The sequence below is a fragment of the Pseudomonas moorei genome, assembly GCF_008801475.1.
Classification (GTDB): Bacteria; Pseudomonadota; Gammaproteobacteria; order Pseudomonadales; family Pseudomonadaceae; genus Aquipseudomonas; species Aquipseudomonas moorei.
The window spans coordinates 77,335-102,442 of sequence record NZ_VZPP01000017.1; the positions used below are offsets into that span (position 1 = coordinate 77,335).

At 60.1% G+C, this 25,108-nt stretch carries 18 protein-coding genes; 7 read left to right on the plus strand and 11 right to left on the minus strand.

The window, feature by feature from the left end:
• Window positions 1-137: 137 nt before the first annotated feature.
• The 3 genes from F7R06_RS26865 to F7R06_RS26875 all read right to left on the minus strand — a co-directional run bounded on the left by F7R06_RS26865 (window position 138) and on the right by F7R06_RS26875 (window position 5,556).
• The gene (locus tag F7R06_RS26865) at window positions 138-1,934 is read right to left on the minus strand and encodes an acyl-CoA dehydrogenase C-terminal domain-containing protein (RefSeq protein WP_090325750.1); all 1,797 of its coding nucleotides are present in this window, start codon (window positions 1,932-1,934) and stop codon (window positions 138-140) included.
• A gap of 86 nt (window positions 1,935-2,020) precedes the next feature.
• Complete coding sequence (locus tag F7R06_RS26870; protein WP_090325751.1) at window positions 2,021-3,313, minus strand: GGDEF domain-containing protein; 1,293 nt, start codon at window positions 3,311-3,313, stop codon at window positions 2,021-2,023.
• Window positions 3,314-3,468: 155 nt separating this feature from the next.
• Entirely contained in the window at window positions 3,469-5,556 is a 2,088-nt protein-coding gene (locus tag F7R06_RS26875) for a cytochrome-c peroxidase (protein ID WP_090327568.1), read from the minus strand.
• A gap of 1,185 nt (window positions 5,557-6,741) precedes the next feature.
• Here F7R06_RS26875 and F7R06_RS26880 point away from each other — a divergent pair.
• Window positions 6,742-8,523 carry a hypothetical protein gene (locus tag F7R06_RS26880; RefSeq protein ID WP_090325753.1) on the plus strand — a complete coding sequence of 594 codons (1,782 nt, stop codon included), beginning with the start codon at window positions 6,742-6,744 and terminating at the stop codon, window positions 8,521-8,523.
• 77 nt (window positions 8,524-8,600) lie between these two features.
• Here F7R06_RS26880 and F7R06_RS26885 read toward each other — a convergent pair whose 3' ends face one another.
• The 7 genes from F7R06_RS26885 to bioB form a co-directional block, all read right to left on the minus strand.
• Entirely contained in the window at window positions 8,601-10,406 is a 1,806-nt protein-coding gene (locus tag F7R06_RS26885) for a phenylacyl-CoA dehydrogenase (protein WP_090325754.1), read from the minus strand.
• 277 nt (window positions 10,407-10,683) lie between these two features.
• Window positions 10,684-10,980 (minus strand): pyrroloquinoline quinone biosynthesis protein PqqE, encoded by a 297-nt coding sequence (locus F7R06_RS26890; RefSeq protein WP_090325755.1) that lies wholly within the window; start codon window positions 10,978-10,980, stop codon window positions 10,684-10,686.
• Between the two features lie 107 nt (window positions 10,981-11,087).
• Entirely contained in the window at window positions 11,088-11,768 is a 681-nt protein-coding gene (gene bioD, locus F7R06_RS26895; protein WP_090325756.1) for a dethiobiotin synthase, read from the minus strand.
• Window positions 11,765-12,577 (minus strand): malonyl-ACP O-methyltransferase BioC, encoded by an 813-nt coding sequence (gene bioC, locus F7R06_RS26900; RefSeq protein ID WP_090325759.1) that lies wholly within the window; start codon window positions 12,575-12,577, stop codon window positions 11,765-11,767. The genes bioD and bioC overlap by 4 nt, the downstream gene beginning before the upstream one ends.
• On the minus strand, window positions 12,570-13,301 hold the full coding sequence (locus F7R06_RS26905; protein WP_090325761.1) for an alpha/beta fold hydrolase: 732 nt from the start codon (window positions 13,299-13,301) through the stop codon (window positions 12,570-12,572). The genes bioC and F7R06_RS26905 overlap by 8 nt, the downstream gene beginning before the upstream one ends.
• The gene (gene bioF, locus F7R06_RS26910) at window positions 13,294-14,472 is read right to left on the minus strand and encodes an 8-amino-7-oxononanoate synthase (protein ID WP_090325768.1); all 1,179 of its coding nucleotides are present in this window, start codon (window positions 14,470-14,472) and stop codon (window positions 13,294-13,296) included. Before bioF ends, F7R06_RS26905 begins: the two co-directional genes overlap by 8 nt.
• A 193-nt stretch (window positions 14,473-14,665) precedes the next feature.
• The gene (gene bioB / locus F7R06_RS26915; protein WP_090325772.1) at window positions 14,666-15,721 is read right to left on the minus strand and encodes a biotin synthase BioB; all 1,056 of its coding nucleotides are present in this window, start codon (window positions 15,719-15,721) and stop codon (window positions 14,666-14,668) included.
• Between the two features lie 86 nt (window positions 15,722-15,807).
• On the opposite strand from bioB, the gene F7R06_RS26920 reads away from it, so the two are divergent.
• The 5 genes from F7R06_RS26920 to rarD all read left to right on the plus strand — a co-directional run bounded on the left by F7R06_RS26920 (window position 15,808) and on the right by rarD (window position 21,566).
• Window positions 15,808-16,548, plus strand: coding sequence for a ComFC family protein (locus F7R06_RS26920; protein WP_090325775.1), 741 nt, complete (start codon window positions 15,808-15,810; stop codon window positions 16,546-16,548).
• 63 nt (window positions 16,549-16,611) lie between these two features.
• Window positions 16,612-17,376, plus strand: a complete 765-nt coding sequence (locus F7R06_RS26925) for a TOBE domain-containing protein (protein WP_090325777.1) — start codon at window positions 16,612-16,614, stop codon at window positions 17,374-17,376.
• Between the two features lie 67 nt (window positions 17,377-17,443).
• Window positions 17,444-19,345 (plus strand): PhoX family protein, encoded by a 1,902-nt coding sequence (locus F7R06_RS26930; RefSeq protein WP_090325779.1) that lies wholly within the window; start codon window positions 17,444-17,446, stop codon window positions 19,343-19,345.
• Window positions 19,346-19,519: 174 nt separating this feature from the next.
• Entirely contained in the window at window positions 19,520-20,494 is a 975-nt protein-coding gene (locus F7R06_RS26935; RefSeq protein WP_090327572.1) for a serine/threonine protein kinase, read from the plus strand.
• A 184-nt stretch (window positions 20,495-20,678) separates the two neighbouring features.
• Window positions 20,679-21,566 (plus strand): EamA family transporter RarD, encoded by an 888-nt coding sequence (gene rarD, locus F7R06_RS26940; protein ID WP_090325782.1) that lies wholly within the window; start codon window positions 20,679-20,681, stop codon window positions 21,564-21,566.
• A 215-nt stretch (window positions 21,567-21,781) separates the two neighbouring features.
• Here rarD and F7R06_RS26945 read toward each other — a convergent pair whose 3' ends face one another.
• Window positions 21,782-22,300, minus strand: coding sequence for a glycine cleavage system transcriptional repressor (locus F7R06_RS26945; protein WP_090325785.1), 519 nt, complete (start codon window positions 22,298-22,300; stop codon window positions 21,782-21,784).
• 565 nt (window positions 22,301-22,865) lie between these two features.
• Between F7R06_RS26945 and F7R06_RS26950 the strand changes: the two genes are divergently transcribed.
• Window positions 22,866-25,043: a malate synthase G gene (locus F7R06_RS26950; protein ID WP_090325787.1), complete on the plus strand. Its 2,178-nt coding sequence runs from the start codon at window positions 22,866-22,868 to the stop codon at window positions 25,041-25,043.
• Window positions 25,044-25,108 lie beyond the last annotated feature (65 nt).

A 25,108-nucleotide genomic window follows, 5' to 3' on the forward strand; every position in this document is an offset into this window, starting at 1 on the left:
TTGTGTCCGAGTGTAACCCAACAACTTTTGTGACACATAGGGTCAGGCAGTGACCGTTTTGTAATGTTTAGTCACCGACCGCGCAGTCATAAAAAAGCCCGCAATATCGCGGGCTCCTTTGTCACTGGTTTTAAAGATTAAAGCGCAAACAACTCCGCCGGCAGCTGCATCAGGCAATCGCTACCCGCCTCAATGGCCGCCCGATGAGCGGCAGTGCGCGGCAACAATCGCTTGAAGTAGAACTCGCTGGTCGCCAGTTTGGCCTTGCAGAAATCCGCATCGCCACTGCCATCCTCCAGCCGGGCCTGGGCCACCCATGCCATGCGCAACCACAGATAGCCGAGAATGATGTAGCCGCTGTACATCAGGTAATCCACCGACGCGGCCCCCACTTCATCGGGGTTCTTCATCGCAGCCATGCCGACCCTGGTCGTCAACTCGCCCCACTGCTGGTTCAGTCCATCAAGCTGCGCCACATAGCTGCCCAACTGCGGATGTTCAGCGTTCGCCACGCAAAACTTGTGCACGATCCTGGTAAAGCCGCGCAGCAGTTTGCCCTGGCTGCCCAGGACCTTGCGCCCCAGCAGGTCCAGCGCCTGAATGCCATTGGTGCCCTCATAGATCGGTGCGATGCGGCAATCGCGCACCAGTTGCTCCATGCCCCATTCACGTATAAAGCCGTGACCACCGAAGACCTGCATGCCGAGGTTGGTCACTTCCAGGCCCGTGTCGGTCATGAAGGCCTTGCAGATCGGCGTCAGGAACGCCAGCAGGTCTTCCGCGTCCTGGCGCGCCGTTTCGTCCTTGCTCAGATGGGCAGCATCCAGCAACTGCGCCGTGAAGTAGGTCAGCGCGCGATTGCCCTCGTTGAAGGCCTTCATGGTCAGCAGCATGCGGCGCACGTCCGGATGGACGATGATCGGGTCGGCCGCCTTGTCCGGTGCCTTGGGGCCGGTCAGCGCGCGCATCTGCAAACGTTCGTTGGCGTATTTGATTGCGCCCTGGAAACTCGCCTCGCCCAGACACAAACCCTGCATGCCGGTGCCGAGGCGCGCGTGGTTCATCATGGTGAACATGCAGTTCAGGCCCTTGTTCGGCTCGCCGATCAGGAAGCCTTTGGCGCCATCGAAGTTCAACACACAGGTGGCCGACGCCTTGATGCCCATTTTGTGCTCGATGGAGCCACAGGACACGCCATTGCGCTCGCCAGCCTCACCCGCGGCGTCTGGCAGGAATTTGGGCACGATAAACAGTGAGATGCCCTTGGTCCCGGCCGGCGCGTCCGGCAGTTTGGCCAACACCAGATGAATGATATTGTCGCTCATGTCGTGCTCACCGGCGGAGATGAAGATCTTGCTGCCGGATATTGCATAGCTGCCGTCGGCCGCAGGCACGGCGCGGGTCTTGATAATGCCCAGGTCCGTACCGCAATGGGCTTCGGTCAGGCACATGGTGCCGGTCCATTGGCCGGCGGTGAGTTTGCTCAGGTAGGTCTGTTTCTGTTCTTCGGTGCCGTGGGCGTGGATCGCCGACATGGCGCCGTGAGTCAGGCCGGGGTACATGCCCCAGGACGTGTTGCTGGAGGCCACCATTTCGCTGATGACCAGCCCCAGAGAGCTCGGCAGCCCCTGGCCACCGTACGCAGGGTCGGCCGCCAGGCCATGCCAGCCGCCGTCCACATACTGTGCGAAGGCCTGCTTGAAGCCTGCGGGCGTCGTGACCACGCCATTGTCGAAATGGCAGCCTTCTTCATCGCCGCTGCGGTTGAGGGGTGACAGCACGTTCTCGCAGAACTTCGCGCCTTCTTCGAGGATGGCATTGACCATGTCCGGACTGGCATCAGTGACCCCCAGCGCGGCGTAGTTGCCGTGAAAATCGAAGACGTGGTCGATCAGAAAGCGCATGTCGCGCAAGGGAGCTTTGTATTGGGGCATGGTCATTTCTCCGGCAGCAGATGACTCAAACCTACTGCCGCCGACCGCCCCTCACAATCACAGTCCAGACGCTGAATGCGCCATCATCACTCAACCGTGGCGGCCTCCATGCGCACCGCGCCACGACGCGTCTGACCGAATGCCATGACGCAGTTACGGCCGGCGCCCTTGGCGCTGTAGAGCGCCTGGTCCGCGGACTTGAGCACTTCTTCCGGGGTTCGTTGTTCAATGCGTTCGGCGACGCCGATGCTCACTGTGACAGACACACTCGAAGCATGGGTACCGGAACGACGTTGACGCCCCTGGCTATCATCCTGCGGACGGCTGTCCTGGTTACGCAGGTGAATGTTGTAGGTGGCGATGGATTCGCGGATGACCTCCAGGTGCGGCATGCACTCTTCGAGCGTCTTGCCGGCAAACACCAGGGCAAACTCCTCACCGCCATAGCGATACGCCTTGCCGCCCCCACCGATTTTCGACAGCTTGCTGGCGACCAGTCGCAGCACCTGATCGCCGACGTCGTGACCATGGGTGTCGTTGAATTTCTTGAAATGATCGACGTCGCTCATGGCCAGCACGTAGTTGCGCCCCAGCCGCTGCATGCGTTCGTTCAAGGCACGACGACCCGGCAGACCGGTGAGTTCATCGCGGAATGCCATCTGATAGGCCTCATGCGCAACGGCGGCGGCGATCATCAGCATCACCTGGCTGCACATGATGTTCAGGGTAAACGGCAGGATGAATGTCTTCGGCAACATCCAGAACAGCCCGAGCAGGCCCACCAGTTGTGCAGCGTGCAGCGGTCGCGGATTGCGCCAGTACTGATACGCCAGCAGCAGGAACGAACCGATGAACACCGGATACGACAACTGGATCAGGCTCATCCAGGCACCGTGCAACGCCGGCCAGCGGATCTCCGACAGCCAGATCAGCAGCGCATGCGGGTAGCTTTGCTCAAGCCCCAACGCGACGCTGCCCACTGCCAACAACACGGCGAAGCGCGCCACCATGTCCTGAAACAGATGCGTACGCTCCTGCCAGGCGGCGAACACGCCAAACAGCAATGGCAGCAGCAAGCAACACAAGTGGAAGACCACGGCCGCGTCATCGCGCACCTTGCCGTTATCGCGGTAGTAGTCGGTCTGGGTGTCGAGCAGGAAGTAGGCGATGTACACCGTGACCATCAGAAAAAGCTCACGCTGACGTCGATAAACCGCGCAGTAAGCCCCTCCGAGCAGCAGCACCAGCGTGGGAAGCACGTTGAACAGCGAGGTGAAGAAGACGTTCAGATCCTTGACGTAAGCCGCCGCAAGCCCCGCCAGCAACAGCAGTAATGAAGGCAGGAAATGACTGAAGCGTACAGCGGAAGGACGCGGCAAGGGTAAAACTCCGACCGTCAAATCAATAGATGGCAATGTGCCCACTACTGTAACGGCAGAACCCCCGGATTGCTGAGTGAATTACTGAGGTATTTTTAAAAAAAACAGCGTCACTGGCGACGAACGGTCCGCCAGTGACGCAGGGAGAAATACGATTACAAGTCGTTGTTGAACGGTTGCAGGGGCCCTTCCAGAGCTGCGCGACCTTCGGCACCGACCGGTTTGAGCAGGATCTCGGCGTCCTGCGCCTGCCGGGTAGTGATCTTCGGACTGGCCGGTTTTTGACCGACGGAGTTTTCATCACCCTTTGCACCCTGCGGCAGCACCAGCGACGGATGGTCAAACGGTGCCCGTTCCCACGCGACCCTGGGGTCGGTTAGCCCGACTTCCATGAACTTGACCAGCGCATCCACTTCATCCGGGGTGAGGTTCAACCGGGTCATGTCCGGATCGAGGTTTGAGCCATTGTGCTGATTGACTGCCGGGTGTTCGAAGCCACTGGTGTTGCTGGCATCCTCCCCACGCCGGTCGCCACCGCGGTTATAGAACTCCATGACCTGTTGCAGTGTTGCGCGACTGCCGTTGTGGAAGTATGGCCCGGTCAACGCGATGTTACGCAAGGTCGGCGTCTTGAAGGCGCCATCGACCGCATCGCGGAAACCGACTTCGGGCTTGAGCGTCGCATCACAGGGGATTGCCGGGCTCATACGCGCTTCGAAGGTGCACACATCGACATCCAGCGGGTCAGGTATCTGGCCCCCCTTAAGCACGGTGTTGTACTCACGGGTGAAAGATAACGGGTTGCCCCAGGCATCCGAGCCACCGAGCGCCAGGTCTTCCGAGGTTGGACGCACCCCGGTGTTGTAGAACCCGTTGTCATAGAGCGTAGTCAGGTTGTCGGCCATGACCATCCGCTCAATACGCTCACGGGGATGGAAGAGCAACCGGCTGCCGGCGTTGGTCAACTCCGCACCACCATGGCAATTGACGCACTTGCCCTTGCCCAAAAACAGGTTCATGCCCTGGACCTGCTGGTTATTCATGGCCGTGTGATCCCCCTGCAAATAGGCATCCAGCGGAGCCTGGTCCGAGATCAGCGTGGACTCGTACATCTGAATCGCCAGGCCGAAGAACAGCGGGAAATTCGCCTCCATCTGGGTGTATGGCGCGCCGCCCAGTGAGACTTGCTGGGTGGCGTTCCACAAGCGTGGCTGGAACGCGTTCTTGATCAGTTCACGGTAGGTCGGCCGACGGGCACCGGACACCGGCCCGAGTACCGAGTCGGTGGACGAGATCCGTTGCTGCTTGAGCATCAAGGTGTCGAGCATGCGCCGGCCGATGTCGGCGAAGGTACGCCCACCACAGGACATTTCCACAGGGCTGCCGGGTGGCCCGACTGCTTGCGAGGCGGCCGAAGCATCTTTGAGCGCCAGCTTGACCTTGGTTGCCACGCCACTGCCATCGCTGGTCACGAAAATCCCGGCGTCAGGGTCGCGATTGCCGAATGGAGAGAAGCCATTGAAGACGTTATTGGCCCGACCATCCCAGAAGTTGCGCACGTTGAACGCGGCATTGATAACAGTGGGTGCGTTGCGCCCGGTACTGCGACGCACATTGATGCCGCCCACCTGGAAGATGCCGTCCGGTTGCTGGATGCATTTGTCGAAACGTGCCTGATGAGGCTTGACGAAGTTGGCGTCGAATACACCCTGGGAACCAATCACATCGTCAGTCGAATAGACAATCGCCGAATCGCGATTCAGAGGGTCCGCCAGCACATGGGTCGGAAAGTCGCTTTTCTTCAGCAGGTAGTTCGGGCCGCCCTTGCCTCCGGATTTGGTGGTGTAACTCGGCACATCACCTGGAATGTCCGAAGCAATGAACGGTTTGTTGAAGATCGACGAGACGTTTGCGTTGGTATTTGCCTGGCCCGGGTTGATCTGGTTGGTGGTGCGGTGATCGGCACCCGCGTGGAAGTGGCAGGACGCGCACGCGGTGGAACCGTCGCTGCCGATCTCCATATCCCAGAACAGTGCCTTGCCCAGTAGCACTGCCGCCGAGCGATTGAGCACGTAGTCGGTCATCAGGTCGACTTTACGCCCGCCTTCGGTTCCCGAAGGATCGGGTGGCGTCAGGCCGCGCAGCGACTGCAGGCTGGGCACATCCGGCACGGTCGGAACGACCTCAATCGGATCTGCAGCCCAAACGTTCATGACGGGTAGGCCAGTGGCGAAAAGCATCATCGCCGTCACACGGGCCAGGCAAGGAGTTCGAAAGACCCTCAAGTACTTAACCATGATGACATTCTCGATTCAGCACGGAGTAGCCGGGCTCCGTGATTGTCCTGTTGCGAGAGGAACTAATCGCCATGAATCCTGCTGCTCGCACCCACGGCCAAACCAATGCAAAAGTTGGCAAGACACGGCAAGACGTAACAGGCAAAGTACTCTCTTGGCTCAGGCTTAATTAAAACATTACTCCGTCGCACCTCCGAGGGCGCTTAACCCAACTGTAGCTGTAACAAAAGATTTCAACAAAAAACAAAAAATATTTTTTACTTACCCTCCTCGGGTAGCAATTGCCAAAAAGACACCACAACACCCGTAACTCCCTACAGCAATGAATACCGGTGGAATTCCCCCCCATTACTGGGTGTTATTCCCCAACAGTCGGTCCCCGGCAACCAGCGACACTTTCAATAGCCCAGCGTTTACTGGAGAAAATCAGGCTTTCCACGCTTTTTTGGCAAACTGGCAGAGTAATTGCTAATTCGTACAGCATAGGGAAATCGTGTATTTACTACAGCGATTATCAAAAAGACACGTTATAGGGAGGAATATTTTTAATTACCACTGTTCCATTTGTGCGCACGTTGCACCGCGTGAGCTATGGCATTTATTTAATATCAAACCAAAACTTCATAACTAACACCCTCAATACTTTTTCTTGCAACATCATTCCGCCCGGAATAGATATAGACAACTTTTCTCATTTAGTACTTATGATCAAATCCACCCATCGAGCACTCACACTTTCCTTCGCACACTCCCGAACTTGGGTATATATCCCCCCCTATATTGGTGAATATTAATTCGGTAGCTTCGTGCGCGATACCATCCCTGGCCGCGCGGCCCGCATTCTGAATGCGCCGGCGGCTATTTGTGTCTAATTGTTTCAGAACAGGCACAACAACTGCTTTGTACGCCTCAGGCTCAAGGAAATGTCTCTCGCTATTGCGCCCGTAACCGGCCGACGCAACGCAGGTGAAAGCATCCGAACGGCAAGTGTCGACCGTACACAGGCACTCAATCCGCTGGATCGAGCCCAATTTCACGGCTTTGCGTTTTTCTTGCGCAGGATTCAGCGCATCAGCAGATCTGCGATGTCGATTGGCCGGCAATTGGTCCTGCAAGATTCTGGAGTGAGCCATGAGCTTATCTTTGTACGAAAAAACGCTCGCCATACCGCTGCTATCTCACAAACGATTCAACGGCATCTTCAGTCGCCATGCCCTGCTTGCCAGTGCCGTCGCTGTCGCGCTGACCATTGCTGGTGGTGGAGATGCATTTGCCAAAAACGGTGCTGGCGGTGGCGGTGGCGGTGGTGGCGGGACTGCCAAGCCCCCGGGGGTGCCCTCGCCGTTCTCGACACCCACACTGCCTGACCCGGTTTTTACAAACCCGACTGCGATTAACGGGTTTGACGTTACCGGCTTTATCCAGAACATGACGCTGGACACCACCAATGCGAATTGCCCCAATACCAGCGACCCGGGCCGCTTTGGGGGGACCGTCCAGTTGAACGGCGTCACGATTATTGTCCCTTGCAACACCATCATACAGATGCCGGCCAACACCCTGACCTGGGCCGACTTCGTCAGGGGTGGAACCCTGGCGCTCGGAAAATCAGCGGCGGCCTACCCCTCGTTCGAGATTCATGTGGTAGGCAATAGCGTGTCCAACAAGCAGATTGCCGGGCTGATCTTTGTCTCCCAGCAATCAGTCAACGCGGGGAGCGGTTTCATCACCCGGATCGACTACACCAACGGCAACCTCGAAGTTGACAGCGGGAACCCGACACAACCCACGATTATTCAGATCAACGATCCGAACGGACGTTTTGGCCGTGCCCAAAGCCCCGACCCACGCTTCTCCGTCGATGATGCCAACCCGACCATCCATGCCGCCACCGGCTACCCCATGTGCGTGCCACGCACGATTTCCGGGGACGATGCACTCTGCCCACAGAAAAACCGGCCAAAAGTGGTCACCCCGACCACGACCAACAACTGCCGCAATTTCAGCCAGGCAGGTGTCACGCTTCCGGCCAGTGGGGAACTCTCGGGGCCAGCAGTGGGGCAGGTCTATTGCAGCCAGTACGTCATGAAGAGATTCAGCGATGCTACACGCACGTCGACGGACCCCGACCCGACACAACAGGCACCCTTCGAAGTCGGCGACTTCATCAGTTGGTCCGGTACCCTGTTCAAGTCAGCAACAACGGGCGCCCCGGACTTCATCTCTGCGCACACGATCGAGGCGAATGTCGGGATCTACACTCAGCCTGGTTCACAGCCCAGCTACATGGCTATCGGGGAATTTGGCATCGGTACGGCCGACCCGGCCGCAACGGCCATCAGCGGAGTGGCCCAGGAGACGCAGGACCGGATTTTCCTTGAAGCCTCGACCACCGACATCAAGACCCCGGTCGACATCTATCTGATAGATGTCAATCCATCGACAGGTGTGCAAACCAATCGCTGGATTACACCCTATGAGATGACGGGTGAATGCAACCCTGCGCTGGGCCTTGCGGCCAGTTGCCTGGGAGCCTCGGGTGGTATTACCACACAGAACACGGGCCCTCAGCCACAACGCGCCAGATTACGTGCGACCAAAGCGCCCGCCGGGCTTCTTAGCCAGCCGACACGAACCTTGCGTGTCTTGGCGCGGTCACTTTGCGTTCCACAGCAGAGCCTGTCCCAGACCGCCGTGGACAGTTGCATCCAGAATGCGGCCAGGTCAACTGTCGCCAATGGACTGACTGCCGGACAGTATGTGGCGCCGGTGTTTGAGTTCATCTTTCCGGAAGGCGTCAAGCCTGGCGATCCAGTGGTACCTAACGACTTCTGGCACCTGCCATTCATACGTAACGGCGAAGGCATGAGCACCCCGACGGGTGTAGGCCCCCTGGATCCGACGCCCTGGTGATCAAGGCCTGACCACCGCGCAAAAAAAAACGCCGCTCCGGGAGGAAGCGGCGTTTTTTTGAAGTACTGCGTTAAGACTTAGTAACCCAGCGCGAAGTCTTCTTCTTTCATGTCCATCAGGTTATTGGCGCCCGACAGCATGGTTGCCACGTGAGTGCGGGTACGCGGCAGGATGCGCTGGAAGTAGAAACGCGCAGTCTGCAGCTTGGCGGTGTAGAACGCCTCTTCGGTGGTGCCTGCAGCCAGTTTTTCGGCAGCCAGACGCGCCATGTCAGCCCAGAAGTAGGCCAGGCAGGCGTAACCGGAGTACATCAAGTAGTCCACGGAGGCGGCGCCGACTTCTTCGCGATCCTTCATGGCGGCCATACCGACCTTCATGGTTAGCTCACCCCATTCCTTGTTCAGTGCAGCCAGCGGTGCGACGAATTCCTTGACGGCTTCGTTGCCTTCGTTGTTCTGGCAGAACTTGTGGACGATCTTGGTGAAGCCTTTCAGGGCCTCGCCTTGAGTCATCAGCACTTTACGGCCCAGCAGGTCGAGTGCCTGGATACCGGTGGTGCCTTCGTACAGCATCGAAATGCGGCTGTCGCGAACGTTCTGCTCCATGCCCCACTCGGCGATGAAGCCGTGGCCGCCATAGATTTGCACACCGTGGTTGGCCGATTCGAAACCAACTTCGGTCATGAAGGCTTTGGCGATTGGCGTCATGAACGCCAGCAGAGCGTCGGCTTTCTTCTTCTCTTCTTCATCTACGCCGTACTTGACGATGTCGACTTGCTTGGCGGTGAAGTAAACCATCGCACGGTTGCCTTCGGCGAAGGCCTTCATGGTCAACAGCATGCGACGTACATCAGGGTGCACGATGATCGGGTCAGCGGCTTTGTCCGGCGCTTTCGGGCCAGTCAGCGAGCGCATTTGCAGGCGATCGCGAGCGTATTTCAGGCCGCCCTGGAAGCCGATTTCGGCGTGGGCCAGACCTTGCAGCGCGGTCCCCAGACGTGCGGTGTTCATGAAGGTGAACATGCAGTTCAGGCCTTTGTTCGCCGGGCCGATCAGGAAACCGGTGGCCGCGTCGAAGTTCATCACGCAAGTGGCGTTGCCGTGGATGCCCATCTTGTGTTCCAGGGAACCACAGGACACCGCGTTACGCGCACCGATCGAACCGTCTTCGTTCGGCAGGAATTTCGGCACGATGAACAGCGAGATGCCTTTGGTGCCGGCCGGTGCATCCGGCAGGCGGGCCAGCACGATGTGGACGATGTTATCGGCCATGTCGTGTTCACCGGCCGAGATGAAGATCTTGGTGCCTGACACTTTGTAGGTACCGTCGGCCTGAGGCTCGGCCTTGGTGCGCAGCATGCCCAGGTCGGTGCCGCAGTGCGGTTCGGTCAGGCACATGGTGCCGGTCCATTCGCCGGACACCAGCTTGGTCAGGTAGGCGTGTTGTTGCTCTGGAGTGCCGTGCTCGGAAATGGTGTTCATCGCGCCATGGGACAGGCCTGGGTACATGCCCCACGACCAGTTGGCTTCGCCGACCATTTCGCTCACCGCCAGACCCAGGGACTCCGGCAGGCCCTGGCCACCGTGTTCCACGTCGTGGGCCAGGCTTGGCCAGCCGCCTTCGACGAATTGCTTGTAGGCTTCTTTGAAACCGGTCGGGGTCTTAACGCCGGACTCGCTCCAGGTGCAGCCTTCGATGTCACCCACGCGGTTCAGCGGAGCCAGCACCTGCTCACAAAACTTGGCGCCTTCTTCGAGAATGGCGTCAACCATATCCGGAGTTGCGTCTGCGCAAGCCGGAAGGCTCTGATAGTGCGCTTCGTAGCCGAGCAGTTCGTCACGAACGAAGCGAATATCACGCAAGGGGGCCTTGTAGTCAGGCATAGCGATAAACCTCTGCTGATGTAACCGGGAATGAGCGACCGTGTCGATTTGCTGCGACGGTCAAACAGTTGTTTGAAACATACGTTTACGCCGAAATCTTGTCAAGCGTCGATCTTTTGCCGTTGGTCATCACTTCACGGGTATGCAAGACGCAGCCGTGCGCAACGCCGTTGACCGAACAACGCGCCGTATCGAAAGATTATTTTTGGGGAGAAGGACTTACGCAGAAAAACGCCGCGAATGTTCGCGGCGTTCCGGGGGCCGATTCAGCGGGGAATCAGGCGAACGTATCGATCAGCGTACCGAGCATTTCATCGGATGCCTTGGCGACTTTCGCCCCAAGCTCCACCTGAAATTTGCCTTGGGACATGTCGACAACATTGCTGGCCAGGTCCGATTGCTGACTGCGATCAACCGACAGCAAGCGATCGACTTGCGCTTCGGAGGACTGACTCGTCACCGAACGCTCGATCGTCGTGTTGGCGATCTGGCCGGCGGCTTGATCGACACGGTTCTGCCCTGCCTGAATAGTGCTCAGACCGGCGTAAAAAGCGGTGCTTCCTGAGATTTCCATGGGAGAAACCGTCCCTGCGAAGGATCAACAGTGAGCATTGAACCAGAGGCGCCGGGAAAACACCCGACAAAAACACTAATGGCACAGTGCCTTGTCATAGGCAACGCCTAGTCAAGCAGATCCAGTTGAAGGTGCTCTGCCACCGCCTCGGCCGTCACCGCCTTGAGTTTCGGCACGCGTCCCAGGCAAGGCGCCGGGATTCGTTCGGCGAGGGTGGCCAGGTTTTCTTCCAGGCGCGAGGTCTTCGGATCGATGATGTTGGCCACCCAGCCTGCCAGTTGCAAACCGTCTCGGGCAATCGCCTCGGCGGTCAGCAACGCATGGCTGATGCAACCCAGGCGCACACCAACCACCAGAATCACCGGCAGGTCCAGCGCCATCGCCAGGTCGGACAGATTGGCCTGGTCCGCCAACGGAACGCGCCAGCCGCCGGCGCCTTCGATCAGGGTGAAATCGGCCTGCATATCGAGAATCTGCCGCATCGGTGCCAACAAGGACTGCACCGTCAACGCCACGCCCGCCTCACGGGCAGCCAGGTGCGGAGCGATGGCCGGCTCGAACGCCACCGGGTTGACCTGTGCATAAGTCAACGGCAGTGAACATTCCGCCAGCAGCGCCAGCGCATCGGCATTACGCAAGCCCTTGGGCGTAACCTCGCAACCGGAAGCGACCGGCTTGCCCGCCGCCGTACTCAGGCCCGCCGAACGCGCCGCATGCAGCAACCCGGCGGCCACCGTGGTCTTGCCGACATCGGTGTCGGTGCCGGTGATGAAATAGGCTGCGCTCATAAGGGTTTCTCCAAAACGGCGTACACCACCTGATAAGTCGCCGGCAGTCCCTGGGCCTGGCGAAACTGCTCATAAGCTTCGATCAACCCCAGAATCCGCGCCCGGCCGGTCAAACCGCCCGGCCGACCTGGGTTCAGATTATGCGCCCCCAGCGCCTTGAGCTCATGGGTCAAGCTGCGCACATCGGGGTAATGCAAAACATGGGGACGGGTTTCCAGACTGAGCGCCTGCAAACCACTGACCGCACACAGCTGCTGATAAACGGCGAACTCGCGGAAGCGGTTGACATGGACCATACCGTCCACCTGCCGCCAACTGTCACGCAGTTCAAACAACGTACCCACACACAGACTAGCAAATGCGAAAACACCGCCCGGTTTCAGCACGCGCCGGGCCTCGCTGAGCACCGAGGCGAAGTCCTCGCACCACTGCACTGCCAGGCTGGAGTAGATCAGGTCGCAGGTCGAATCCCGCAGCGGCAAACGCTCGGCATCACCCGCGATGAAATGCGTGGCGCCGCCCAACGGCCGGGCATGGTTGAGCATGCCTTCGGCAATATCCAGCGCCACGCCGTGACTGGTGGGGAACCGCTCGCCCAGCGCACGGCTGAAATGCCCGGTGCCACACCCCATGTCCAGCCAGCGCCCCGGCACGAAATCATCCGGCAAACGACGCAGCAATTGGCTGCCGACGTCACGCTGCAACTCGGCCACGCTGTCGTAGCTTGCCGCTGCACGGGAGAAGGAAGCGGCTACCTGGCGCTTGTCGGGCAAACCGCCGGATAGAGTGGGAAGGGATAAATCAGTCATCACCGGACTCATGCAAAAAAGCCTGGATCGCCCCCGCCACACCGTGGGGGTCTTCCAGAAGAAACGCGTGGCTGGCCTGTTCAATCAGACCGATTTCGATATCCGGCAGCAACGCCAGCAAGTCTCCCGCCGCTTCGGCCGGCACCAGCCCGTCGAGGCCGGCGAACAAATGCAGTTGCGGACCGCGAAATGCTTGCAACGCTGGCCGGGTGTCCAGTTGTGCAAGCAACTCCAGGCCACTCATCAACACTGGCGCCGCCGTATGGGGCGCACCACCGAGCAACAATCGCGACAAACCGCGCGGGTCTACGGCGCCTTGCGCGCAGAGCAGTGAAAAGCGCTTCAACGTCATGCGTGGGTCGGTTGCACAGCCCGCCAGAAACGCATCGAAGGTTTCACCGGGCATCGCACTGGGCCAGTGTTCGTGGGCGACAAAGGACGGGTTGCTTGCCAGGGTCAGCAAGCCGCAGCAACGATCACCGCGACGCGCCGCCAATTCGCAGGCGAGCATGCCGCCCAGGGACCAACCGCCGAGCCAGGCGTCCTGCGGCAACGTCGAATCGAGTTCATCGAGCCATTCTTCAAGATCACTCGACTCCAGTTCCGGTAACGGCTCGATCTCGACACGCAGGTGCTCATCCAGACCTTGCAACGCCGCAGCCAAGGGTTCCAGCGGTGAAACGCCGAGTCCCCAGCCGGGCAGCAGAATCAGTCGATCACGCATGGCTTGGCTCCGGTCCCAGTTGCTGAAAACAATCGGCCAGTCCCTCTAACAATAGCTGCACCTGCGCCTCGCTATGGGCGGCGGTCAGGGTCACGCGCAAACGGGCGCTGCCGGCGGGCACGGTCGGCGGGCGGATCGCGGTCACCATCAGGCCGCGCTCGCGCAACATCTGCGACAGCCGCACCGCGCGCCCGGCGTCGCCCACCATGATCGGCTGGATCGGCGTGAAGCTGTCCATCAACTCCAGGCCGATCTGCTCGGCGCCCCGACGGAATTGGCTGATCAGCGTTTTCAGGTGCTCACGTCGCCAATGCTCACTGCGCAGCAGCTCCAGACTTTTCAGCGTGGCGCAGGCCAGGGCCGGAGGCTGGCTGGTGGTGTAGATGTAAGGGCGGGCGAACTGGATCAGGCTTTCGATCAGCTCCTCGCTGCCAGCGACAAAGGCGCCTGCGGTGCCGAACGCCTTGCCGAGGGTGCCGACCAGCACCGGCACGTCATCCTGGCTCAGGCCGAAATGCTCGACGATGCCGCCGCCGTTGGCCCCCAGAGGACCGAAACCATGGGCGTCATCGACCATCAGCCACGCGCCTTTGGCCTTGGCTTCCCGGGCCAGCGCCGGCAAGTCGGCGATGTCGCCGTCCATGCTGAACACGCCATCGGTGACCACCAGGGTATTGCCGGTCGCCTTCTCAAGACGCTTGGCCAGACTCGCCGCGTCGTTATGCAGGTAGCGATTGAAGCGCGCGCCGGACAACAGTCCGGCATCGAGCAACGACGCGTGATTGAGCCGGTCTTCGAGCACCGTATCGCCCTGCCCCACCAGCGCCGTCACCGCGCCGAGGTTGGCCATGTAACCGGTGGTGAACAGCAAGGCACGCGGGCGCCCGGTCAGGTCAGCCAGGGCTTCTTCCAGCGCGTGATGCGGGCCACTGTGGCCGATCACCAGATGCGAGGCCCCGCCACCGACGCCCCACTTCGACGCGCCAGCGCGCCAGGCTTCGATCACTTGCGGGTGATTGGCCAGGCCCAGGTAATCGTTGTTGCAGAACGCCAGCAATGGCTGACCATCGACCACCACTTGCGGGCCTTGCGGGCTCTCAAGCAGCGGGCGCTGGCGGTAGAGGTTTTCGGCACGACGGGCAGCAAGGCGTGCGGCGAGATCGAAAGACATGCAGGCCTCGGGGATCAGGTTTCAGAAGCAATCGCAGTTCCATGTGGGAGCGGGCTTGCTCGCGATGGGCTTGAGGACGCCGCGGGGTATCAGATGTCCCGTGTCATCGTTGACGACCATCGCGACGGTGCGACGATTCGACAGGCTCGCTCCTACAGGGTTTTGCATTCCAGCAATGGAACAGGCGCCGTGATTAAACCGCCGCGTTATAAAACTGCTCGCTGCTCTTCTGCTCCACCAGCGCCTGTTCGATGGCGGCCTGATGAACTTCGTCGGCGTGCTCTTCGCGGGCTTCCGGCAGGATGCCCAGACGCGAGAACAGCTGCATGTCCTTGTCGGCCTGCGGGTTGGCGGTGGTCAGCAATTTCTCGCCGTAGAAAATCGAGTTGGCGCCGGCGAAGAACGCCAGGGCCTGCATCTGCTCGTTCATCGCTTCGCGGCCGGCGGACAGGCGCACGTGGGATTTCGGCATCAGGATCCGGGCAACGGCGAGCATGCGAATGAAGTCGAATGGGTCGACGTCGTCGGCATTTTCCAGCGGTGTGCCGGCGACTTTCACCAGCATGTTGATCGGCACCGACTCCGGATGCTCCGGCAGGTTGGCCAGCTGGATCAGCAGGTTGGCGCGGTCGTCGAGGGACTCGCCCATGCCGAGAATGCCGCCGGAGCAGATTTTCATCCCCGAATCACGTACGTACGCCAGGGTTTGCAGGCGTTCGCTGTAGGTGCGGGTGGTGATGATGCTGCCGTAGAACTCAGGCGAGGTATCGAGGTTGTGGTTGTAGTAGTCGAGGCCGGCCTTGGCCAGGGCTTCGGTCTGCTCCTGATCCAGGCGACCGAGGGTCATGCAGGTTTCCAGGCCCAGGGCTTTTACGCCTTCGACCATTTTCAGCACGTAGGGCATGTCTTTGGCCGACGGGTGTTTCCACGCCGCGCCCATGCAGAAACGGGTCGAACCGATGGCCTTGGCCCGTGCAGCCTCTTCGAGGACCTTCTGCACTTCCATCAGTTTTTCTTTTTCCAGGCCGGTGTTGTAGTGACCGGACTGTGGGCAATATTTGCAATCTTCCGGGCAGGCGCCGGTTTTGATCGACAGCAAGGTCGACACCTGAACACGGTTGGCGTCGAAATGCGCACGGTGCACCGTCTGAGCCTGGAACAACAGGTCGTTGAATGGCTGAACGAAGAGTGCTTTGACTTCGGCCAAAGACCAGTCATGACGCAGGGTTGCCGAGGTGCTGGCGCTCATGGGTGCTTCCTTTTTATGCTTGGACAGGCGGCTGGGGATGGAATCGCAGTCGCATCAAGATGTTTCGGCATATTTAAGGAAGAGCGATGCACTGTCAACCTCGATACCAAGGACCGGTTTACATCTGGTTAAAAAACAATCAACCCTGCCTGCTCTGTGATGAACCCGCCGATGGCACCACGCCCATCTGCGTCAGCTGCGAAACCGAGCTGCCCTGGCTCGGCGATCATTGCCAGACCTGTGCCCTGCCCATGCCGGCTTCGGGCCTCGAGTGCGGCCAATGCCTGCACCGGCCTCCCGCTTTTAAACAGGTGATCGCACCCTGGACTTATGGATTCCCGATCGACAGCCTGATTACCCGTTTCAAACACAACGCGAAATGGCCTTATGGTCACCTGCTCGGCGAACTTCTCGCCCAATCGCTGCAACATCGCTTCGACGACGACCTGGCCCGCCCCGATGCGCTGGTACCCGTACCGATGGCCAACCGGCGTCTGCGCCAACGGGGGTTCAATCAGGCCGCCATGCTGGCGCGCCGGCTCAGCGCCCACCTTGATATACCTTCCGATGAACGGTTGCTGCTCAGACCCCACGACACGGATGCTCAACAAGACTTGAATGCCGAGGCGCGCAAAAAAAACCTGCGCAATGCCTTCGCCCTGGCCGCCGACGCTTCGCCAAAAGGACGCCACCTGGCACTGGTGGACGATGTCCTGACCACCGGCGCCACCGCGCAAGCCATCGCGCGCCTGCTGATGGACGCGGGCGCCAGGCAGGTCGACGTCTATTGCCTGGCACGCACGCCCAAACCTGGCGAGTCGCCGTGACTTGACTCCCGCGCCCCGAGCCGCCAACGTCCGCTTCATCGTCACAGCCCATAGCGCCTTGCCATGTCCTTGCCTACATTGTTGTCCCAGCACATTGTCCGCCGCCCGCAGCGCATTGCGCTGTTGCAACACATCGCCGAACAGGGGTCGATCACTCGCGCGGCGAAAAGCGCGGGCCTGAGCTACAAGGCGGCCTGGGACGCGATTGACGAGCTGAACAACCTCGCGCAGAAACCACTGGTGGAACGCAGCGTCGGCGGCAAGGGCGGTGGCGGCGCCAAACTGTCCGCCGAAGGGGAGCGGGTCTTGCGCCTCTATCAAAAACTGCAGGCGTTGCAGGCCCAGGTCCTGGAAGCGGCTGAAGAAGCCAGCGACCTCGACCTGCTCGGTCGCCTGATGCTCAGGACCAGCGCACGCAATCAGTTGCACGGCAAGGTGGTGGCCATTGAAACCCAAGGGCATAACGACCGGGTCCGCCTTGAGCTGGCCAAAGGCTTGAGCCTCGATGCGCAAATTACCCACGACAGCACCCTGCGCCTGGACCTGCAAACCGGCACTGAAGTCGTGGCCCTGATCAAGGCCGGCTGGCTTGACCTGCTCGGCAGCGACGATGCAGCAACACCCGGACACAATTGCCTGGAGGGCGTCATCGACCAGATCCTCGACGCCGAAGACGGTCCCTGCGAAGTGCGCATCGGCCTGCCCAATGGCCAGACCCTCTGCGCCCTGGCCGAATCCCGGCATTTGCAATCACGCCAGCTGGGCACCGGCAAATCCGTACGCGTGCAGTTCTCGCCGTCCAACGTTTTGCTCGGCACGCCGCTGTAAAGACAACTGAAACAAAAGCTTCATCCCCCATCATTAAGGTGACTGCAAAATTCGCAGGGAGCCTTATGTGAGCCTATTAGAAGACAACCAACCCACCGACCTCGAACAAATGGTCGGCCTCAGCCGTCGCGGTTTCATCAGCGCGGGCGCCCTGTGCGGTGCCGCCATGTTTCTCGGCGGCAACCTGTTGAGCCGTAGTGTGCTGGCCGCTGGAGTCAGCGCCGGCAACAGCCAATTGCTGGGCTTCGACAGCATCCCCGCCGCCACCAGCGATGCGATCACCCTGCCGCCTGGCTACAAATCCTCGGTACTGATCAGTTGGGGCCAGCCCCTGCAGAAAAACGGTCCGGCCTTCGACCCGAGCGGCAATGGCACGGCCGAGCATCAGGAAGTGCAGTTCGGCGACAACAACGACGGTATGAGCCTGTTTGAATTCCCCGGTGAAAAAGACCGGGCGCTAATGGCGATCAATAACGAATACACCAACTACCGCTACCTCTATCCCCACGGCGGCATGCCGCAGTCGGCGCAAGACGTGCGCAAGGCGTTGGCCTGCGAAGGCGTGTCGGTGATCGAAGTGCAGCGCAAGAATGGTCACTGGCAGTTCGTCCAGGGCTCGCACTACAACCGACGCATCCACGGCAATTCGCCGATCAGCCTGAGCGGCCCGGCAGCGGGTCACGACCTGTTGAAAACCAGCGCCGACCCGCATGGCAAGAACGTCCTCGGGACGTTCCAGAACTGCGCCAACGGCAAGACGCCGTGGGGCACGTATCTGACCTGCGAAGAGAACTTCACCGACTGCTTCGGCAGCAGCGATGCCGAACAGAAATTCGATGCCGCACAGAAGCGCTACGGCGCGGTGGCGACCAGCAAAGAAATCAACTGGCACCCGCACAACGAGCGCTTCGACCTGGCCAAGAACCCCAACGAACTCAACCGTCACGGCTGGGTGGTGGAGATCGACCCGTTCGACCCGAAATCGACCCCGGTCAAACGCACCGCACTGGGCCGCTTCAAACATGAAAACGCGGCCCTGGCGGAAACCGGCGACGGTCGTGCCGTGGTGTACATGGGCGACGATGAACGCGGCGAGTTCATCTACAAATTCGTCAGCCGCGACAAGATCGACCACAAGAATCCCAAGGCCAACCGCGACCTGCTGGACCACGGCACCTTGTACGTGGCGCGTTTCGACGCCGGTGACGGGAACGCTGATCACCCCAAAGGCCAGGGTGAATGGATCGAACTGACCCACGGCAAGAACGGCATCGACGCCAGCAGCGGGTTTGCCGATCAGGCCGAAGTACTGATTCATGCACGCCTGGCCGCCAGCGTGGTGAAAGCCACGCGCATGGATCGCCCGGAATGGATCGTCGTCAGCCCCATGGACGGCCAGGTTTACTGCACGCTGACCAACAACGCCAAACGCGGTGAAGACGGCCAGCCAGTAGGCGGTCCGAACCCGCGGGAGAAGAACGTCTACGGGCAAATCCTGCGCTGGCGCACCGACCGAGATGACCATGGCGCGAACACGTTCGCCTGGGACTTGTTCGTGGTCGCGGGCAACCCGCAGGTGCATGCCGGGACGCCGAAGGGCGGGTCGTCGAACATCACGGCCCAGAACATGTTCAACAGCCCCGATGGATTGGGTTTCGACAAGGCCGGGCGCTTGTGGATTCTGACCGACGGCGACATGAGCAATGCCGGCGACTTTGCGGGCATGGGCAACAACCAGATGCTTTGTGCCGATCCGCAGACGGGTGAGATTCGCCGCTTCATGGTCGGGCCGATTGGTTGCGAGGTGACGGGGATCTGCTTCTCGCCGGATCAAAAGACGCTGTTCGTCGGGATTCAGCATCCAGGTGAAAACGGCGGATCAACCTTCCCCGAGCATTTGCCGAACGGTAAGCCGCGGTCTTCGGTGATGGCGATTACCCGAGAGGATGGCGGGGTCGTCGGCGCCTGATAAGGCCTCATCGCGAGCAGGCTCGCTCCCACATGGGCAACACCGAACCTGTGGAGCTTGCTCGCGATGACGTCAGCCCAAACCACACACATCTCAAGCCCAGTCACTAAAGAAGCCCCGTCTGCGCTACCATGCATGGCCGGACGCGGCAGCCTGCTGCGCGCAGGAGTCAGCATGGCCCACCCGTTTGAAACGCTCACCCCAGACCTCGTGCTCGATGCCGTCGAAAGCATCGGCTTTCTCAGCGACGCTCGCATTCTGGCGCTCAACAGCTATGAGAACCGCGTCTATCAAGTCGGCATCGAAGACTCCGAGCCGCTGATCGCCAAGTTCTACCGTCCGCAGCGCTGGACCAACGAAGCGATTCTCGAAGAACACCAGTTCACCTTCGAACTTGCCGATGTCGAGGTGCCGGTCGTCGCGCCGCTGATCCATAACGGTGAAACCCTGCACGAACACAACGGCTTTCGCTTCACCCTGTTCCCCCGCCGTGGTGGCCGTGCGCCGGAGCCAGGCAACCTCGATCAGTTGTATCGCCTCGGGCAACTGCTCGGTCGCCTGCACGCGGTGGGCGCGACCAAGCCGTTCGTGCACCGTGAAGCACTGGGTGTGAAAAACTTTGGTTATGACTCGCTGACCACCTTGCTCGAAGGCAACTTCATCCCCCGCAGCCTGCTGCCGGCCTACGAGTCGGTGGCCCGTGATCTGCTCAAGCGCGTGGAAGAGGTCTACGACGCCACGCCACACCAGAACATCCGCATGCATGGCGACTGCCACCCCGGCAACATGATGTGCCGCGACGAGATGTTCCACATCGTCGACCTCGACGACTGCCGCATGGGCCCTGCGGTGCAGGACATCTGGATGATGCTGGCAGGGGATCGACAGGATTGCCTGGGGCAGTTGTCGGAGTTGATGGACGGCTACAACGAATTCCACGATTTCAACCCGCGCGAACTGGCCTTGATCGAACCACTGCGCGCCTTGCGCCTGATGCACTACAGTGCCTGGCTCGCCCGCCGCTGGGACGACCCGGCCTTCCCGCGCAGTTTTCCGTGGTTCGGGACGGAAAGGTATTGGGGCGATCAAGTGTTGGCATTGCGTGAACAACTCGCGGCACTCAACGAAGAACCGCTGAAACTTTTCTAAACAGCAGCGCCCCCCTGTAGGAGCGAGCCTGCTCGCGATGGTCGTGAACGATAACGCGGGGAACCTGATACCCCGCGGCGCCTTTGAGTTCATCGCGAGCAGGCTCGCTCCTACATCGATCAGCACATCAGGAAAAATCTCCTTACAATCCCCTCTTTGTTAGCTGCCTAAGCAAGGACTCTGCATGCAAGCTGCCAACCTCCGTCGGGGGTACATCCTGGGCCTGAGTGCCTACATCATCTGGGGAATTTTCCCGCTCTACTTCAAAGCCATCGCCAATGTGCCCGCCGTGGAGATCATCATCCACCGTGTGTTGTGGTCGGCGCTGTTCGGCTCTTTGCTGCTGATGGTCTGGAAACATCCGGGCTGGTGGCGCGAGTTACGGGAGAATCCGAAACGACTGGCGATCCTGGCCCTGAGCGGCACGCTGATCGCCGCCAACTGGCTGACGTATGTCTGGTCGGTGAATAACGGACGCATGCTTGAAGCCAGCCTTGGCTATTACATCAACCCGCTGGTAAACGTGCTGCTGGGCATGTTGATCCTCGGCGAACGGCTACGGCGCATGCAGTGGATCGCCGTGGGTCTGGCGGCGATCGGTGTGGCGCAGCAGGTGTGGCAGGTAGGGAGCCTGCCGTGGGTGTCGCTGGTGTTGGCCCTGACCTTCGGTTGCTACGGGTTGATCCGCAAGCAGGCACCGGTCAAGGCATTGCCGGGGCTGGTGGTGGAAACCTGGATGCTGGTGCCGATTGCTGTCGCCTGGTTGCTGTTCAATCCGACCGCTGCGAGTACTCAACCTGAGTTCTGGACGACGTCCGAAGCCTGGTGGCTGGTCGCTGCCGGCCCGGTGACGCTGGTGCCGCTGGTCTGCTTCAACGCCGCTGCACGGCATTTGCCCTACACCACGCTGGGGTTTCTCCAGTACGTGGCACCGACATTGGTGTTGTTGCTGGCCGTGCTGCTGTTTGGCGAACACCTGTCGTCGAGTACGTTGCTGGCCTTCATCTTTATCTGGGCCGGCCTGGCCGTTTACAGCGTCGACGCATGGTTCAGCCTGCGCCGCCGAGGCTGATCAAAAAACGCACAAACCTCTGCAGGCCACGTCAACCGTGGCCTGCATCGTTCCTTCCCAAGGTTATCCACAGCCTGATCCCCGGCGAATGTGCGCAAGTCGCTGAAACTGTTGGTTTTTTGATCAATTCCTGAAAAGCCTCGGCCGGCGTGGCCTGGCGGGCTGTCTCTACAGGTTATCCACAGGCAGGTGCACGTTTAACTTGGATAACCCGATCAAGGCTCACTGCGCAGCACCAACTCCACCATCAGATCGTCGGCCAGGGTTTCCAGGCGCGACTGCAATACATCCAGGGACAGGGTCAGCGGGACCGCGAGAATCGCTTCGGCGTGGAACAGCGGCTCACTGCTCATCGGTGCCGGCCGCACCTCAGTCACCAGCCGTTCCAGATTCACCCCCTGCTCACTCAACAGTCGAGTGATATCACGCACGATCCCCGGCCGGTCATTGCCTACCAGCTCCATGGCGATGGGTTTCCAGGTGCAGGATTGTTCGATGCCGCTTTCGGCGATCAAGACGCGAATGCCTTGGGCGGACAGGCCTTGCAGGGCATCGACCAACGCATCGTAGGCCTCTGCCGGCACGCCCACTCGAAGGATCCCGGCGAACTGCCCGGCCATGCGTGACATGCGGCTTTCCAGCCAGTTGCCGCCGTGCTCGGCAATGCATTGGGCAATGCGCTCGACCTGCCCTGGCTTGTCCGGTGCAAAAACGGTGAGTACGAGGTGGTCCATGGCGCAGCCCTCTGGTCATGACTTTTGTTATAGAAGACCAAGTATAGGCAAGGCACCGGAATCGGCTTGGCGCAGCTTTTCTGTGGCGAGGGAGCTTGCTCCCGCTCGACCGCGTTGCGGTCGTAAAAGCTTTGCAAGCAAGCGGGAGCAAGCTCCCTCGCCACCAAAAAACAAAGCCCCATAGCCGTGCATCAAAGATTATGTGTACAAGTTTTTATATTTAACTGGAACAATCTCATGGTTTTTTGAGAACATCCCGATCCCCGGCGTGACTGCAATGCGTCATGGGGTCGCAGAACGACGTAATTAGTCTAATTTTCACAAGCGCAATTCATCATGTAGTATGCCGCAGCGCGCACTACATAACGTTGGATCGATGTCTGCCTCAGGCGCAGTCGCATCCCTGAAAGCCCCGTCAGCACGGCCTCCGCGCCGTTGATTGGTCCCCACCCAGCCGTCAGAAATGGCATGTACTGGTCCCAGGGTTTGTGGTTTAAATGCCAAAGGCTTCATTGTTAAATTGAAGAGCTGAAAAGCGAAATAGCTGAGCAGAGTGAGGCAAGCAATGACTGAACACGTTCAAGTCGGTGGCCTGCAGGTCGCCAAAGTCCTGTTCGACTTCGTGAACAACGAAGCCATTCCCGGTTCCGGCCTCACCGCCGATACGTTCTGGGCCGGTGCCGACAAGGTCATTCATGACCTGGCGCCGAAGAACAAAGCCCTACTCGCCAAACGCGACGATCTCCAGGCTCGTATCGATGGCTGGCACCAATCCCGTGCCGGTCAGCCACACGACGCCGTGGCCTATAAAGCCTTCCTGCAAGACATCGGTTATCTGCTGCCAGAAGCAGCCGATTTCCAGGCAACGACGCAAAATGTCGATGATGAAATCGCCCGCATGGCCGGCCCGCAACTCGTAGTGCCGGTGATGAACGCCCGTTTCGCGCTCAATGCTTCGAACGCCCGCTGGGGTTCGCTGTACGACGCGCTCTACGGCACCGACGCGATCAGCGAAGCTGACGGCGCGGAAAAAGGCAAAGGCTACAACAAGGTGCGCGGCGACAAGGTCATCGCCTTCGCCCGTGCCTTCCTCGACGAAGCGGCGCCATTGGCGGCCGGCTCCCACGTCGACTCCACCGGCTACAAAATCGTTGACGGCAAACTGGTCGTCGCCCTCAAAGGCGGCAGCAACACCGGCCTGCGCAACGATGCCCAGTTGATCGGCTTCCAGGGCGCTGCTTCGGCCCCCACCGCGATCCTGCTGAAAAACCACGGCCTGCATTTCGAAATCCAGGTCGATGCCAGCACCCCGGTCGGCCAGACCGATGCCGCCGGTGTCAAAGACATCCTGATGGAGGCGGCGCTGACCACCATCATGGACTGCGAAGACTCCGTCGCTGCAGTCGATGCCGATGACAAAGTGGTGATCTACCGCAACTGGCTCGGCCTGATGAAGGGCGACCTGTCGGAAGAAGTCGCCAAGGGCGGCAAGACGTTTACCCGCACCATGAACGCCGACCGTACCTACACCGCCGTCGATGGCAGTGAACTGAGCCTGCACGGCCGTTCGTTGCTGTTCGTGCGCAACGTCGGTCACCTGATGACCATCGACGCGATCCTGGATAAAGACGGCAACGAAGTGCCGGAAGGTATCCTCGATGGCCTGGTCACTTGCCTGGCCGCGCTGCACAACCTGAACGGCAATACGTCGCGCAAAAACACCCGCACCGGTTCGATCTACATCGTCAAACCGAAAATGCACGGGCCGGAAGAAGCTGCATTCACCAACGAGCTGTTCGGTCGCATCGAAGACGTACTGGCCTTGCCACGCAACACCCTCAAAGTCGGGATCATGGACGAGGAGCGTCGTACCACGATCAACCTCAAGGCCTGCATCAAGGCGGCCAGCGAGCGCGTGGTGTTTATCAACACCGGCTTCCTCGACCGTACCGGTGACGAAATCCACACTTCCATGGAAGCCGGCCCGATGGTGCGCAAGGCCGACATGAAGGCGGAAAAATGGATTGGTGCCTATGAGAACTCCAACGTCGATATCGGCTTGAGCACCGGCCTGCAGGGTCGCGCACAAATCGGTAAAGGCATGTGGGCCATGCCGGACCTGATGGCCGCGATGCTCGAACAGAAAATCGCTCATCCACTGGCCGGCGCCAACACCGCCTGGGTACCTTCGCCGACCGCCGCCGCCTTGCACGCACTGCATTACCACAAGGTTGACGTGTTCGCGCGCCAGGCCGAACTGGCCAAGCGTGCTCACGCCTCGGTGGACGACATCCTGACCATTCCGCTGGCGGTGAACCCGCAGTGGACCGCCGAGCAGATCAAGAACGAACTGGACAACAACGCCCAGGGCATTCTCGGTTACGTGGTGCGCTGGATCGACCAGGGCGTCGGCTGTTCGAAAGTGCCGGACATCAACGACGTCGGCTTGATGGAAGACCGTGCGACGCTGCGTATTTCCAGCCAGCACATCGCCAACTGGCTGCGTCACGGTATCGTCACTCAAGAGCAAGTGATGGAAAGCCTCAAGCGCATGGCGCCGGTGGTGGACCGTCAGAACGCGGGTGATGCGCTGTACCGTCCGCTGGCACCGAACTTCGACAGCAACATCGCCTTCCAGGCCGCTGTCGAGCTGGTGATCGAAGGTACCAAGCAACCGAACGGCTACACCGAGCCGGTCCTGCACCGTCGTCGTCGCGAGTTCAAGGCTGCCAATGGCCTGTAACTGAGCGTTTGCGCCGTACAAAAAAAGGCCCTGATCTTCGGATCAGGGCCTTTTTATTCATGGGT

Excerpts from the sequence above, each read along its gene's own strand:
- F7R06_RS26865 (WP_090325750.1), bottom strand. The coding sequence starts at position 1,934 with ATGCCCCAATACAAAGCTCCCTTGCGCGACATGCGCTTTCTGATCGAC.
- bioD (WP_090325756.1), bottom strand. The coding sequence starts at position 11,768 with ATGAGCGCAGCCTATTTCATCACCGGCACCGACACCGATGTCGGCAAG.
- F7R06_RS26875 (WP_090327568.1), bottom strand. The coding sequence starts at position 5,556 with ATGATGCTTTTCGCCACTGGCCTACCCGTCATGAACGTTTGGGCTGCA.
- F7R06_RS26950 (WP_090325787.1), top strand. The coding sequence starts at position 22,866 with ATGACTGAACACGTTCAAGTCGGTGGCCTGCAGGTCGCCAAAGTCCTG.
- F7R06_RS26880 (WP_090325753.1), top strand. The coding sequence starts at position 6,742 with ATGAGCTTATCTTTGTACGAAAAAACGCTCGCCATACCGCTGCTATCT.
- bioC (WP_090325759.1), bottom strand. The coding sequence starts at position 12,577 with ATGACTGATTTATCCCTTCCCACTCTATCCGGCGGTTTGCCCGACAAG.
- bioB (WP_090325772.1), bottom strand. The coding sequence starts at position 15,721 with ATGAGCGCCAGCACCTCGGCAACCCTGCGTCATGACTGGTCTTTGGCC.
- F7R06_RS26945 (WP_090325785.1), bottom strand. The coding sequence starts at position 22,300 with ATGGACCACCTCGTACTCACCGTTTTTGCACCGGACAAGCCAGGGCAG.
- F7R06_RS26885 (WP_090325754.1), bottom strand. The coding sequence starts at position 10,406 with ATGCCTGACTACAAGGCCCCCTTGCGTGATATTCGCTTCGTTCGTGAC.
- bioF (WP_090325768.1), bottom strand. The coding sequence starts at position 14,472 with ATGTCTTTCGATCTCGCCGCACGCCTTGCTGCCCGTCGTGCCGAAAAC.
- F7R06_RS26920 (WP_090325775.1), top strand. The coding sequence starts at position 15,808 with ATGCACTGTCAACCTCGATACCAAGGACCGGTTTACATCTGGTTAAAA.
- F7R06_RS26905 (WP_090325761.1), bottom strand. The coding sequence starts at position 13,301 with ATGCGTGATCGACTGATTCTGCTGCCCGGCTGGGGACTCGGCGTTTCA.
- F7R06_RS26925 (WP_090325777.1), top strand. The coding sequence starts at position 16,612 with ATGTCCTTGCCTACATTGTTGTCCCAGCACATTGTCCGCCGCCCGCAG.
- rarD (WP_090325782.1), top strand. The coding sequence starts at position 20,679 with ATGCAAGCTGCCAACCTCCGTCGGGGGTACATCCTGGGCCTGAGTGCC.
- F7R06_RS26890 (WP_090325755.1), bottom strand. The coding sequence starts at position 10,980 with ATGGAAATCTCAGGAAGCACCGCTTTTTACGCCGGTCTGAGCACTATT.
- F7R06_RS26935 (WP_090327572.1), top strand. The coding sequence starts at position 19,520 with ATGGCCCACCCGTTTGAAACGCTCACCCCAGACCTCGTGCTCGATGCC.